We start from the raw sequence: 12,803 nt of genomic DNA, 5'->3' as shown, positions 1-12,803 counted from the left end.
GGTTCCTTTTACGCAGCCGCCAGCAAGCGGCGCGGCACGCCGGCAAGAACAAAAGCGGTGATACCGAGACGGCGGCGCACGATGACCGCCAGACAAACCGTCGAGCCGACGATCGTGATGGCGGTGGCGGCGGCGGCGCCCATAAGCCCGAACGAGGGAACGAGCGCGATGTTGAGAACAATGTTTCCGACAGCGGCAGCACCATAGACCCAGGCAACCGCATTCTGGTGGCCGGTCATGTTGAGCAGATACTCAGTCGGCCCGGTCGAGGCACGCGCAAGAAAGCCGAGCGTCAGAAGCCAGAGCAGCGGATAGCCCGCCTCGAAGCCTTCGCCAAAAAGGCCGAGCGCAAAAGGACCGATCAGCAACAGGAAAACACCAGCGGCAAGCGTCGGCCAGAAGATCCACTGGATGACGCCCTGCATGAAGGTCTGCAACTCCTCGCGCTTGCCCGCCCCATGCAGCTCGGCGAATTTCGGCACTGCGAGCGCCGAGAGCGAGAAGCAGATAAACGCCATCAGGTTTGCGATGCGCGTGGCCGCAAAATAAACGGCGATCTGGTCTGGCTCGACGAAATAGCCGAGCAAAACGATGTCCGTGTTGACGAGGATGAGGAAGAGACCTTCCACCAGCACCAGCGGCGCCGAAATCGCGACCCAGTGACGGAGATGATAGACCGGCCGCGCAGGCGGCACTGTGCGCGCCACCCGGCGCGAAAGGAAAAGGCGCTGCGCCACAAGGGTGAGAAGCGTGGCGCCGAGCGCGCCGAGCGTGACCTGCAGGCCCGTCGCCTGACCGGTGAAAAGCACGATGCCGCCGGCGATCAGCACGATGCCGAGCGGACGAATGATGTAGGACGGGATATAGGCGAGGTTGACCCACCCAAAGGCGCGCGCGGCGCCCTCCTGCCAATCGGTGAGCGCGAAGGCGGGAACGCAGAGAAGCGCCACCACCAGAGGCAGGAAATAATAACTCTCGACGTGATCGCGCACAGCCCAGAGCAAGGCGACGCCGAGCAGCGCCGTGACGAGCCCGAGCGCGAGCACGACGAAGGTCGAAGCGCGGAGAACGCCCGCGAGACGCCGCCACCGTTCCTTCGTCCGGTACTCGGGCACGAAACGCAAAACCGAGGTGCCGAAACCCATCGGCACGACGATGCCGAGGATGACGACCCAGACCCAGACATAGGCGAAGATGCCGTATTCGAAAGCACCCATCCAGCGGGCGAGCAGAACCTGACTGAGAAGCGCAATACCGGCGCCCGCAACGCGGATGCCCATGACGAACGCGGCCCCGCGCACGACGCCCGCAAGGTGAGCATCGGCGAGCCGCGAGGAGATCGCCTCGCCGATCCGCCTCAGCGGTAGCGGCAGGGTGTCAGGTTTCATAGCAAGCGCCCTCAGGCCCGGTGAAAGCGCGCGATGGAGAGACCGGCCTTGGCCGCGCGCAACCGGGTAAACCAGTGCCAGAGTACCGGCGTCTGCTTGATGAATCGTTTAGCCTGGAGATAGGCGATCCGGGGCCCGAGCTCCATCCAGCCGATAAGGTTGTTGGGCTCCACAAGGTCGAAAAGCGGGATTTCGACCTCGCACCACTGGTCCTTGTAGGTCTCGTCGCCGATGGTGAAATCGAACTCGGTGTGGCCGGTGCCGGCCGCATGGGCCATCAGCTCCATGAGCTGGGCCATGCCCGGACCAAAACGGGAGGCTTCGGCACCTTCATCGTAGCTTGCGAGCACATAGCAATAGCGCCCGCCGAAGCTCACGCCCCAGTTCGCCGCGGCAATCGTATCGCCGACCGCGAGATGGCCGACATGGATCAAACCATTGGCATCCGGGTCCGTCGCCAGGTCGCGATAGAAGTCGCGGTAGCCGGGCCGGTCAAACAGGTTGGAGATACCCATCCGCGCGAAGCTGACAGACTTCTGTGCCATCAGCGCATCCAGCGTGCGGAGTTTCTCCTCGTCGGTCTGAGCGGTGACGAAAGCAACATCGCCAAGCTCCTCGAGCTTGCGGCGCTTCTGCTTGTCGCGCTTCTTGCTGCCGGAAGACCGCTTTTCGGCATAGTAAGAGGCCCAATCGCCTTTGAGCCGCGTCATATGGGCCGAGGACGCATGGCGGCGGAGGCCGTCCAGCGTCATGAAGGGATTGGCCTGGTCGCCGACGCGTTCAGCCATACGGCTCAGCGCCACCATGTGGTGGGTTGGCAGGATTTCGCGGATATCCGCCCAGAGCGCGGGAAACTGCGCCGCCGAAACGGTGCGGGAGAAGGCTTTGGAGAGAAGCGGCCCCTGATAATCGCAGAGATCGCCGCCGAGCCAGACCAGCTTGTTGCAGAGAAGGCCGGATTCGAGCCCCAGCGGCATGATGAAGAGCGCACTGCCCTCGCTGTCCCATCCCACGACAATGGCCGGCGTCACGCCCTGCTTCGTCCCGATATGGCGCTGCCATGCCGAGACCCAGGCAAAGGTCTGGAAAGCGGTGCAGTCACCGGATCGTTCCAGCGCCTGCCAGACCGCCTTGAGCGGCTCAAGCTCTTCATGAACGGATACCAGCACCTGCGGCTTCGGCGCCTCCACCTTGCCGAATTTGGCAGTATTCCGCCGCTTTTCAGAAGGCTGGAAAGCCGGAAAACCGGCAATATCCTGGAATTTGCTTGTCAGTTGGGTCACGGGAGATGTCACGGCGGCCTCGCCTTGCACAGGGGTTCTCATCTGAGGGCGCACGACCGACCGGTTCCCGATTCTGGACGCCGCTTCCTCTTCTGACCTCATGGCTGCAAGGCCCGTGCAAGTCGCTTCGCGTTAACCTTTGTCGGTCAAAATCGCCTCGATGAACCACTCAAGCTCCATTGCCGGCAGGCGCACAGGCGCTCCGAAACCCTCGCTTATGGGCAGGGCTCTGCTTGCCCTGCATGCGGCCGGAGCCCACCGCCTCGCCCCGAAATCGCTGGCAGGCACGGGGGTCATCTTCATGCTGCACCGGGTGCGGCCCGATGACGGCGCCGACTTCGCGCCGAACCGCCTGCTGGAAGTCACGCCGGATTTTCTGGAAGAGACAATCGCGACCGTCCGGGCACTGGGCTATAGCTGCCTGTCGCTCGACGACGCCGTGTCGAGGCTCGATGCAGGCGAAAGCACCGAACGCTTCGCCGTTTTCACGCTGGATGATGGCTACCGGGACAACCTGACCGACGCCCTGCCCGTTTTCGAGCGGCACGACGTTCCCTTCACGGTTTACCTGACCACAGGCCTGCCGGATGGCGATGCTGAGATCTGGTGGGTGGCGCTCGAACGGGTCATCTCCTCCGCCATCGCCGTGCATGTAAAGCTGCCGGACGGCGAGATCGCGATGTTCACGCGCGACGCCGGCGAAAAGACGGAAGCCTGGGGCAAACTTTATTGGGCGCTGCGCGCTCTGCCGGAAGAGCTGCTGCGCGCGGAGATACGCCGTCTCGCCGCCGAACACGGCATCGACATGGCGGCGCTGACGCGGGAACTGGCAATGAACTGGGACGAGGTGAGAACGCTCGCCGCTCATCCTCTTGCAAGCATCGAAGCCCATACCGCCAACCACTTCGCACAGTCGGGACTTTCGTCGGCCGCTGCAAAGCAGGACATCGAACGTGGTGTGGCGAGAATGGAAGCCGAACTCGGCCGCCGCCCCACGCATTTTTCATATCCTTATGGAGATCACGGTTCGGCCGGGGAGCGCGACTTTGAACTTGCGCGGGCACTCGGCTTCCGCTCTGCCACCACGACGCGCAAGGGCCTCATTCATGCCTCCCATGCCGGAAGGCTTCACAGCCTGCCCCGGCTGTCCCTGAATGGAGAGTATCAGGACCGCAGGATGCTGGAGGTCTTGTTGAGCGGACTGCCCTTCGCGCTGGGCCGCCGGATACGCGCCCTCGGCATCGACTAGCGGCGCTCCCGACGCTTGCGCTGGCGCCGCCTGCCCCACCACACCTCAATACGGCGGCGCATCCGCCGGACCGGGTGCAGATCCACCGACAGGACCAGCACGCCAAGCGGCAACATCCAGAACCCGAGGATGGGAAGAAAGCCAACCGTTCCGCCAAGGATGAGCAGGATCCCGACAACGATCCTGAGTAGAGGTGGGCCGGGGACGTGAACCCTTTTGCCGCCGAAGCGAACCGCCGCCATGCAGGACCGTCTCCCAACGATTATGTAATGCGCATCTGCGCCCGAACAGGAAACGGCAGATAGGCACAAAAGGTGGCAACAACAAGACATTTGCGCTGGCACGGGCCAAACGTCTTTGCTATATGCAGCCCTCATCGGTGTGGTCTTTTTGAAGATTCGCCGATTGATCCTCGGTAGCTCAGTGGTAGAGCAATCGGCTGTTAACCGATCGGTCGCTGGTTCGAATCCGGCCCGGGGAGCCAGTTTTCGAGAACCCGGTTGCGCAAGCGGCCGGGTTCTTCTTTTTCAGGCTTATCTAAGCCACCTCCGCCACCACCGCGAGGAAGGCTTCGCCATAGCGGGCGATCTTGGCGCCGCCGACGCCGGGGATGTCTGTCATGTCCTCGACACTGGCAGGCCGACGCCGTGCCATTTCCCGAAGCGAAGTGTCGTGGAAGATCACGTAGGGCGGGACGCCCTGCTCGCGGGCGAGCCGCAAACGCTCCGCGCGCAGCGCCTGGAAAAGCGCTTCCTCCTCGGGGTAGGCCAAGGGGTCGGTCGACGCCGCCGCAGCAGCTCTTTGCCGCCGCTTCGAGACCGGGTCGCGGCGAAGCTCAACCGGCTGCTGACCCTGCAATACCGGCCGCGCACTTTCCTCAAGCTTCAGCGCGCCATAGGCGGTGTGGTCGATTGAAATGATGCCGCGCGCGGCGAGCTGCCTGAAGACGGATTGCCAGCTCTTCTGATCGAGGTCTTTTCCAACCCCGAAAGTCGGCAGATCATCATGCTGGCTGCGTTCGACCTTCTCCGTCTTGTTGCCACGCAAAATGTCGATGAGATGCCCTGCGCCGAAACGCTGGCCTGTCCGGTAGATCGCGGAAAGAGCCTTGCGCGCCGCTTCGGTTCCATCCCACATTTCGGCGGGCGTAAGACATGCGTCGCAATTGCCGCAAGCGCCTGCATGGCTCTCACCGAAATGGGCGAGCAGCGCCTGGCGCCGGCATGTGGCCGTCTCGCAGACATGAAGCAGGGCGTCGAGTTTGGTGCGTTCTACCTGTTTCACCAATTCCGGCGATGCGCCTTCGTCGATCATGCGGCGCCTGAGCGAGACGTCGCTCATGCCCCATGCCATCCACGCATCCGATGGCAATCCATCGCGCCCTGCCCGGCCCGTTTCCTGATAATAGGCCTCGATGCTTGACGGCAGGTCGAGATGCGCGACGAAGCGTACATCGGGTTTATCGATGCCCATACCGAACGCGATGGTGGCGACGAGTACAGGCCCCTCATCCTTTAGAAAGGCATCCTGATGCTTGTCACGAATGCTGCGATCGAGCCCCGCGTGATAAGGCAGCGCAAGAATGCCCTGCGCAGTCAGCCAATCGGCGGTTTCCTCGACTTTCTTGCGGCTGAGGCAATAGACGATGCCGCTCGCGCCTTCATGTGCCTTCAGAAAATCGCGCAACTGGCTTTTTGCGTTGTCCTTGCGGACGATCGTGTAGCGGATATTCGGGCGGTCGAAGCTCGCTGAAAAAATCCGGGCATCATCAAGCTGCAAGCGGTGAACCAGATCGTCGCGCGTTTGCGGATCGGCCGTTGCCGTAAGCGCAAGGCGCGGCACATCGGGGAAACGCTCCTTGAGCCGTCCCAACTGCAGATATTCTGGACGGAAGTCATGCCCCCACTGGCTGATGCAATGTGCTTCGTCGATGGCGAAGAGCGCCAGGGGCACGCGCGCGAGGAAGCTTATGAAACCGTCGCTTGCAAGCCGCTCCGGCGTTACATAGAGAAGGTCGAGTTCGCCTGCCGTCAGCGCCTCGCGAATGTCGCGCGCTTCTTCCTGCGTCAATGTGGAGTTGAGCGCCGCCGCTCGGACGCCGGACTGACGGAGCGCCTCCACCTGATCGCGCATCAACGCTATGAGCGGCGACACCACAACCGCCACCCCCTCGCGACAGAGCGCCGGTATCTGGTAGCACAATGATTTGCCGGCCCCTGTCGGTAACAGGACCACGGCGTCACCGCCATCGACCACATGGCGGATGATCTCGGCCTGCTCGCCGCGAAACGAGGGAAGGCCGAATATCGACTTCAGCACCTCCTCCGGGTGAGGCAGCGGCTTATCCGCGGTATTTATGGGGCTGGGCATTGGCGACTCGGTAGAGGAAACATCTCGCGCCGCGAAACTACCATCTGTGGCCCTGGAATGAACCCGCATAGATTGAACCACCCGGGGGCCTCGAGCGTATTTGACATAATGGTACCGGCTAGGAGTTGCGGGATGCAGCCGCTATAGTCGGGGGACTGACGGAGGGAGGCGACACATGACCCAGATCCCCGTTGACGGACGGCGCGACGGAGCGACCGCTCCCATGAGCATCGATGTGACGCCCGCGAATTTGGGCTCGATCACCGGTATTCCCCCTCTTGCGCGGCTTGCATTCCGGGCGCTGCTGAAAGTGCGCCACGGGTCGATCCTCATGATATTGCCCGATGGCAGGCAGCTCCGTTTTCAAGGTGAGGAGCCCGGCGAGCACGCCGTCATGGTCATTCGCGATTTCGGTCTGGCGCGGCGCTTCTTCGCCAATGGCGATCTCGGCGCGGCCGAAGCCTTTCTCGACGGCATGTGGGATAGCCCGAACGTGACGGCCTTCCTGCAGTTCTTCCTCCGCAATAGCGAGGCATTGCAGGACAAGCTGAAGGGGATGCCGATCGCTCGCTTCGTCTCACGCCTTGGACACATGATGCGGCGCAACTCGAAACGCGGCTCGAAGCGCAACATCGAGTATCACTACGACCTCGGCAATAATTTCTACCGGCGCTGGCTCGACCCGACGATGACCTATTCCTCCGCGCGCTTCGCGCATGCCGGGCAGGACCTTTCAGCCGCGCAGATCAACAAATACCGGTCGCTCGCAGAAAGCATCGATCTCAAGCCGGAGCATCACCTGCTCGAAATCGGCAGCGGATGGGGCGGCTTCGCGGAATATGCCGCGAGTGAAATCGGCTGTCGTGTTACCGGCGTCACGATCAGCAAGGAACAGCTCGCCTTTGCGCGCGAGCGGATGGAGAAAAAGGGCCTGAGCGACAAGGTCGACATCCGCTATCAGGACTACCGCGACATCGACGAACGCTTCGACCGGATTGCCTCCATCGAGATGTTCGAGGCAGTGGGCGAGGAATATTGGCCGACTTATTTCGAGAAGGTGAGAAACTGCCTGAAGCCGGGCGGCAAGGCCGGCCTCCAGATCATCACCATCGCCGACCGCTCCTTCGCCGCCTATCGCAAGCGCGCGGATTTCATTCAGCGCTATATTTTCCCGGGCGGCATGCTGCCCTCGCCTTCCATCCTGAAGCAGCAAGTCTCGAGTGCGGGCCTGACCTGGGTTGGCAATCTGGATTTCGGGCTCGACTATGCCGAAACGCTCAACCAGTGGCGAACCCGCTTCCGCGCCGCCTGGCCGGAAATCCAGCATCAAGGCTTTGACGAACGCTTTCGCCGCATGTGGGAATATTATCTTTCTTACTGCGAGGCAGGCTTCCGTGCAGGCAATATCGATGTGACACAGGTGACGCTCGCGCGGCCTTGAATCACCCTGCTAGACTGGGCTCCCACCTGCTTCGGAGCCCTTCATGAAATCGCCTCTTGTTCCCACGCCGCGGACGCTTGCCGACATCGAAATCCGCTCGCGCGACATCGTCGGCCGCGGTTGGGGCAAGCTGGAGCGTTTCGTGTTCCGGCATCGCCGCTTCGATGGCGGCTGGTCGGACGAGGTCACCCGCGACATCTACACCATCGGGCGGGTGGCGATGGTCCTTCCCTACGATCCGGCGCTGGACGCGGTATTGCTGATCGAGCAGTTCCGCACCTGCGGCCTCGTCTGGGGCGAGGCGACCTGGCTCTTCGAGGCGGTGGCGGGCATCGTGGACGAGGGAGAGACACCGCCCGAGGTGGCCGCACGCGAAGCCTGGGAGGAGGCCGGTTGCCGGATCGGCGAACCCGTTCCTATCTCGACCGTCTGGTCCTCGCCTGGCGGCTATGGCGAGCGGAGCTGGCTCTATACGGCGAAGACCGACCTCGCCGGCATTGGCGGCATTCACGGCCTCGCCGACGAACATGAGGATATACGGGCTGTCGTCGTCGGACTTGATGAGGCTCAAGCGGCGATTGCCGACGGACGCATTCAGGACGCAAAAACTATCCTTATGATTCAATGGCTTGTGCTGAACAAGTCCAGCATCGGTTGAAAGCGGGTTTCGACCAGTTCGGCTTGAACCCGAGGGCCCCCATCCGTATGTTCCAATTCACATCGGGCTCGTCCGGGCCGCCCCACCTTTTCAAGAACAGATAACGAAGCCCAACTCATGGACATCAAGAACGGCCTCGTCGACTCGATCGGCAACACACCCCTGCTTCGCCTGAAGCGCGCGTCGGAAGAAACCGGCTGCGAGATTCTCGGCAAGGCTGAATTTCTGAACCCCGGCCAGTCCGTGAAGGACCGCGCGGCGCTCTACATCATTCAAGATGCCGTGAAGCGCGGTACGCTGAAACCCGGCGGCGTCATCGTTGAAGGCACGGCCGGGAACACCGGCATCGGCCTTGCGCTTGTCGGCAATGCGCTCGGTTTTCGCAGCGTGATCGTGATCCCGGAGACGCAATCGCAGGAGAAGAAGGACATGCTGCGGCTCTGTGGTGCGCAGCTGATTGAAGTGCCGGCTGTGCCCTACAAGGACCCGAACAACTACGTGAAATATTCCGGCCGCCTTGCGGAAGAACTGGCGGCGAAGGAACCGAACGGGGCCATCTGGGCGAACCAGTTCGACAATGTCGCGAACCGCCTCGCCCATATCGAGACGACGGGACCGGAAATCTGGACGCAGACAGATGGCAAGGTGGACGGCTTCATCTGCGCCGTCGGCACGGGCGGTACGCTCGCCGGCACCGGCATGGCGCTGAAAGAGCGCAACAGGAATGTGCAGATCGGCATTGCCGATCCGATGGGCGCTGCGCTCTACCATTTCTACAAGCATGGCGAGCTGAAAGCCGAAGGCACCTCAATCACCGAAGGCATCGGCCAGGGCCGGATCACCGCCAATCTGGAAGATGCGCCTATCGACCAGGCCTTCCAGATTCCCGACGAGGAAGCGCTGCCCATCGTTTTCGATCTTCTCAAGGAGGAGGGCCTCTGCCTCGGCGGCTCAAGCGGCATCAATGTCGCGGGGGCCATTCGCCTCGCGCGCGAGATGGGCCCCGGCCATACAATCGTCACCGTGCTTTGCGACTACGGCACGCGTTATCAGAGCAAGCTCTTCAACCCTGCCTTCCTGAAGGAAAAGGGATTGCCCGCGCCGGACTGGCTTTAAGAAGAAGGGGTCGTACAAAGACCATGTTTGAGGCCACCTCACCGCTCGTTACGACCGAATGGCTGGAGGAGCATCTGGATGCACCGGATGTTCGCGTCGTCGATGCTTCGTGGTACCTGCCACAGATGCAGCGGGACGCGCGTGCCGAATATGAGCGCGAACATATTCCCGGTGCCGCCTTCTTCGGTATCGATGAAATTTGCGATCTCGCGAGCCCCTACCCACACATGCTGCCCGCGCCTGAAAAGTTTTCGTCGCGCGTCCGCGCCATGGGCCTCGGCGATGGCAACCGTATCGTCGTCTATGACGGCGCCGGACTATTCAGCGCCGCGCGCGTCTGGTGGATGTTCCGCGTAATGGGGCATGACGATGTCGTGGTGCTGGATGGCGGCATGAAGAAGTGGAAGGCCGAGGGCCGTCCGACCGACGACATGAAACCGCGCGCTTCCGCTCGCCATTTCGCCGCGCGGCGAAACACAGGGCTCATCCGCGATCGAGCGGCAATGCTGCAGAACATCGATACCTGCAACGAACAGGTGCTCGATGCGCGGAGCGCGGGGCGCTTCAACGCCACCGAGCCTGAGCCCCGGCAGGGCCTGCGCGGCGGGCACATTCCCGGCAGCCTCAACCTGCCCGCCGGCATGCTCGTCGCGGCTGACGGCACGCTGAAGAAGCCAGACGAACTGCGGGCGCTTTTCGAAAAGGCCGGGATCGATCTCAGCCGTCCGGTCGTCACCACCTGTGGCTCCGGCGTCACCGCCTCGATCCTTGCGCTCGGCCTCGCGGTACTCGGCAAGCCGCAGGTCCCGGTCTATGATGGTTCGTGGGCCGAATGGGGCGCCGTCACGGAGATGCCCGTCGAAGTCTGAGCCGGTGGGACACATGGGGAAGAAGCACAAAACGACCGTCACTCACCTCGAAATGACGGCCGAGCCGCGCTTGCCGCCAGTGCCGCGGCCTCGCGGAAAATATGCATTGATGCGTGCAGACAAGCCGCCGGTGCACTTCTACCGCTACCTCTACGATACGATCGGCCGGAACCACGTCTGGGTGAACCGCAAGCGTCTCTCCGATGCGGCGCTCGCCATCATCATCCAGCATGAGGAAGTCGAGATTTACGTGCTCTATTGCGGTGGCGTGCCTGCTGGATATTTCGAGCTCGACTTCCGCGCCATGCCGCGCGTCGAACTCTCGTTTCTGGGCGTGATGCCGGAGCATATCGGTAAAGGTCTTGGCCGGTTTCTCCTCGGCGAAGCAATCGCGCTCGCTTGGGGCCGCCATCCCAACCGTCTGATCGTGCAGACCTGCACACTCGACCACCCGCGCGCCCTGCCCCTCTACCAGCGTTTCGGCTTCTCGCCCTGCGGACAGGAGGAAGTCGAACTGGAGGAGCTGGACTGACGTCAGTGCGCCAGTATCTGAGCGAGAAATTCCTTTGTCCGCGCATTTTTCGGGGCCCTGAAGAATTCCTCCGGCGGCGCTTCCTCGATGATCTCTCCCTCGTCCATGAAGACGACCCGATTCGCCACCTCCCGTGCGAAACCCATCTCATGCGTCACGCAGAGCATGGTCATGCCCTCCTGCGCGAGCTCGACCATCACATCGAGCACTTCCTTGATCATTTCAGGATCGAGCGCGGAGGTCGGTTCGTCGAACAGCATGATCTTTGGGTTCATGCAGAGCGCCCGGGCAATCGCCACGCGCTGCTGCTGACCGCCCGAGAGCTGCCCCGGATATTTGTTCGCCTGTTCGGGAATGCGGACACGCTCCAGAAATTTCATGGCAAGATCGCGAGCGTCCTTCTCCGGCATCTTGCGCACCCAGAGTGGCGCCAGCGTGCAATTCTCCAACACCGTCATGTGGGGAAACAGATTGAATTGCTGGAAAACCATGCCAACCTCGCGCCGAACCTCGTCGATGCGTTTCAGATCCTCGGTCAGCTCCACTCCGTCGATAATGATGCTTCCCTCGTCATGCGGCTCCAGATGGTTGATGCAGCGGATCAACGTCGACTTGCCCGAACCCGATGGCCCCGCAATAACGATACGCTCGCCCTCCTTCACCGTGAGGTCGACATCCTTCAGCACGTGAAAGTCGCCGAACCATTTGTTCACGCCCTTTATCTCGATCATCATCTTGTCCGAGACCTTGAGGCGTTTTCCGTCAGCGTCTGACATGGGCTTCTCCTAGCGCTCGCGCGTCGTATCGAGGCGCCGTTCCATGAAGTTCGAATATTGCGACATCCCGAAGCAGAAGACCCAGAAGACCAGGGCCGCGAAGATATAGCCTGTCAGTGCGCCTTGCGGGATCGTCCAGTTCGGATCGCTGAGCTGCGCGCGCACCTGACCGAGCAAATCGAAAATGCCGACAATCAGCACCAGCGTCGTATCCTTGAAGAGGCCGATGAAAGTGTTGACGATGCCGGGAATGACATGGCGCAGCGCCTGCGGCAACACCACCTGCCCCATCGCCTGCCAATAAGTGAGCCCGACTGCTCGTGCGGCTTCATATTGTCCGGCCGGGATCGCCTGCAAACCGCCTCGCACCACTTCCGCCATATAGGCAGACGAAAAAAGCGCCACGCCTACGAGACAACGCAGCAGGTTGTCCGGGTTAACCCCTTCCGGCAGAAAGAGCGGCAGCATCACGCTCGCCATGAAGAGTACGGTGATGAGCGGCACCCCGCGCCAAAACTCTATGAAGATAATGCAGAGCATCCGGATCGCCGGCATGTCCGAGCGCCGCCCGAGCGCCAGCAGTACGCCGAGCGGCAACGACGCAACGATACCGGTCACGGCGACTACGAGCGTGACCAGCAGCCCGCCCCATTCGCTCGTCGGGACCGGCGGCAGACCGGGTCGGTCGCCCGCCAGCAGCACGATCGCCACAAGCGGATAGACGATCAGCAGAAGAACAAGATTGAGCCGCCGCGCAGGCAACCCCGGAATGAGCATCGGCACGATGACGGCCACACCAAGCGCGAAGGTAAGATTGACGCGCCAGATTTCCGACGGCGGATAGCGGCCATAGATGAACTGATCGATATTTGCCCATACGAAGGGCCAGCAGGCGCCCGCCCCTGGTTCAAGGCAGGCCTCGCGTGTGGTCCCCGTCCACACAGCGCTGAAGATCGTGAAGTCGAGAGCCGGTGGGATCGTCAGCCAGAGCAGATAAAACGAGGCGAGCGTCAGGATCGTATTTCCCACGCTCGAAAACAGATTGCGCTGGGCCCACGCGAGAGGCGTCAGGCTCTTGCTTCGTGGCGCCGGCCGGCCGGTGACATCTTCCATCCCCATGA

Annotated in this window: 12 protein-coding genes and 1 tRNA gene; 7 read left to right on the top strand and 6 right to left on the bottom strand. The window is 62.1% G+C overall.

Going from position 1 to position 12,803, the window contains the following annotated elements; genetic code table 11:
- Positions 1-8 precede the first annotated feature (8 nt).
- Both PLAV_RS15235 and PLAV_RS15230 read right to left on the bottom strand, forming a co-directional pair.
- Positions 9-1,388 (bottom strand): lipopolysaccharide biosynthesis protein, encoded by a 1,380-nt coding sequence (locus PLAV_RS15235; RefSeq protein WP_012111924.1) that lies wholly within the window; start codon positions 1,386-1,388, stop codon positions 9-11.
- 11 nt (positions 1,389-1,399) lie between these two features.
- A complete protein-coding gene (locus PLAV_RS15230) occupies positions 1,400-2,671 on the bottom strand; it encodes a GNAT family N-acetyltransferase (RefSeq protein ID WP_168713208.1) in 1,272 nt (423 codons plus the stop codon).
- Between the two features lie 217 nt (positions 2,672-2,888).
- On the opposite strand from PLAV_RS15230, the gene PLAV_RS15225 reads away from it, so the two are divergent.
- Entirely contained in the window at positions 2,889-3,920 is a 1,032-nt protein-coding gene (locus tag PLAV_RS15225; RefSeq protein WP_041536058.1) for a polysaccharide deacetylase family protein, read from the top strand.
- Here PLAV_RS15225 and PLAV_RS15220 read toward each other — a convergent pair.
- Positions 3,917-4,162: a hypothetical protein gene (locus tag PLAV_RS15220; protein WP_049767803.1), complete on the bottom strand. Its 246-nt coding sequence runs from the start codon at positions 4,160-4,162 to the stop codon at positions 3,917-3,919. The genes PLAV_RS15225 and PLAV_RS15220 overlap by 4 nt on opposite strands.
- A 167-nt stretch (positions 4,163-4,329) precedes the next feature.
- Between PLAV_RS15220 and PLAV_RS15215 the strand changes: the two genes are divergently transcribed.
- Positions 4,330-4,404, top strand: a tRNA-Asn gene (locus PLAV_RS15215).
- Positions 4,405-4,457: 53 nt separating this feature from the next.
- On the opposite strand, the gene recQ is transcribed toward PLAV_RS15215, so the two are convergent.
- Positions 4,458-6,359 (bottom strand): DNA helicase RecQ, encoded by a 1,902-nt coding sequence (gene recQ, locus PLAV_RS15210; RefSeq protein WP_012111919.1) that lies wholly within the window; start codon positions 6,357-6,359, stop codon positions 4,458-4,460.
- Between the two features lie 106 nt (positions 6,360-6,465).
- On the opposite strand from recQ, the gene PLAV_RS15205 reads away from it, so the two are divergent.
- The 5 genes from PLAV_RS15205 (at position 6,466) to PLAV_RS15185 (ending at position 10,906) form a co-directional block, all read left to right on the top strand.
- Positions 6,466-7,731, top strand: coding sequence for an SAM-dependent methyltransferase (locus tag PLAV_RS15205; RefSeq protein ID WP_012111918.1), 1,266 nt, complete (start codon positions 6,466-6,468; stop codon positions 7,729-7,731).
- 43 nt (positions 7,732-7,774) lie between these two features.
- Positions 7,775-8,389, top strand: a complete 615-nt coding sequence (locus tag PLAV_RS15200) for an NUDIX domain-containing protein (RefSeq protein WP_012111917.1) — start codon at positions 7,775-7,777, stop codon at positions 8,387-8,389.
- A gap of 117 nt (positions 8,390-8,506) precedes the next feature.
- Positions 8,507-9,505, top strand: coding sequence for a cysteine synthase A (locus tag PLAV_RS15195; protein WP_012111915.1), 999 nt, complete (start codon positions 8,507-8,509; stop codon positions 9,503-9,505).
- 23 nt (positions 9,506-9,528) lie between these two features.
- Positions 9,529-10,374 carry a 3-mercaptopyruvate sulfurtransferase gene (gene sseA / locus PLAV_RS15190; protein WP_012111914.1) on the top strand — a complete coding sequence of 282 codons (846 nt, stop codon included), beginning with the start codon at positions 9,529-9,531 and terminating at the stop codon, positions 10,372-10,374.
- 109 nt (positions 10,375-10,483) lie between these two features.
- Complete coding sequence (locus PLAV_RS15185) at positions 10,484-10,906, top strand: GNAT family N-acetyltransferase (protein WP_342612876.1); 423 nt, start codon at positions 10,484-10,486, stop codon at positions 10,904-10,906.
- Between the two features lie 2 nt (positions 10,907-10,908).
- On the opposite strand, the gene PLAV_RS15180 is transcribed toward PLAV_RS15185, so the two are convergent.
- Positions 10,909-11,682: an amino acid ABC transporter ATP-binding protein gene (locus PLAV_RS15180; protein WP_012111912.1), complete on the bottom strand. Its 774-nt coding sequence runs from the start codon at positions 11,680-11,682 to the stop codon at positions 10,909-10,911.
- Positions 11,683-11,691: 9 nt separating this feature from the next.
- On the bottom strand, positions 11,692-12,801 hold the full coding sequence (locus tag PLAV_RS15175) for an amino acid ABC transporter permease (RefSeq protein WP_012111911.1): 1,110 nt from the start codon (positions 12,799-12,801) through the stop codon (positions 11,692-11,694).
- Positions 12,802-12,803: the final 2 nt, after the last annotated feature.

The sequence above is a fragment of the Parvibaculum lavamentivorans DS-1 genome (genome assembly GCF_000017565.1).
GTDB classification, from domain to species: Bacteria; Pseudomonadota; Alphaproteobacteria; order Parvibaculales; family Parvibaculaceae; genus Parvibaculum; species Parvibaculum lavamentivorans.
This window is presented reverse-complemented; position numbering and strand designations above follow the sequence as displayed.

What these genes read in the sequence shown, in the direction of transcription:
- PLAV_RS15235 (WP_012111924.1), bottom strand. Translation starts at nt 1,388, where the DNA reads ATGAAACCTGACACCCTGCCGCTACCGCTGAGGCGGATCGGCGAGGCG.
- PLAV_RS15225 (WP_041536058.1), top strand. Translation starts at nt 2,889, where the DNA reads ATGGGCAGGGCTCTGCTTGCCCTGCATGCGGCCGGAGCCCACCGCCTC.
- PLAV_RS15220 (WP_049767803.1), bottom strand. Translation starts at nt 4,162, where the DNA reads ATGGCGGCGGTTCGCTTCGGCGGCAAAAGGGTTCACGTCCCCGGCCCA.
- recQ (WP_012111919.1), bottom strand. Translation starts at nt 6,359, where the DNA reads ATGCGGGTTCATTCCAGGGCCACAGATGGTAGTTTCGCGGCGCGAGAT.
- PLAV_RS15205 (WP_012111918.1), top strand. Translation starts at nt 6,466, where the DNA reads ATGACCCAGATCCCCGTTGACGGACGGCGCGACGGAGCGACCGCTCCC.
- PLAV_RS15200 (WP_012111917.1), top strand. Translation starts at nt 7,775, where the DNA reads ATGAAATCGCCTCTTGTTCCCACGCCGCGGACGCTTGCCGACATCGAA.
- PLAV_RS15195 (WP_012111915.1), top strand. Translation starts at nt 8,507, where the DNA reads ATGGACATCAAGAACGGCCTCGTCGACTCGATCGGCAACACACCCCTG.
- sseA (WP_012111914.1), top strand. Translation starts at nt 9,529, where the DNA reads ATGTTTGAGGCCACCTCACCGCTCGTTACGACCGAATGGCTGGAGGAG.
- PLAV_RS15185 (WP_342612876.1), top strand. Translation starts at nt 10,484, where the DNA reads ATGCGTGCAGACAAGCCGCCGGTGCACTTCTACCGCTACCTCTACGAT.
- PLAV_RS15180 (WP_012111912.1), bottom strand. Translation starts at nt 11,682, where the DNA reads ATGTCAGACGCTGACGGAAAACGCCTCAAGGTCTCGGACAAGATGATG.
- PLAV_RS15175 (WP_012111911.1), bottom strand. Translation starts at nt 12,801, where the DNA reads ATGGGGATGGAAGATGTCACCGGCCGGCCGGCGCCACGAAGCAAGAGC.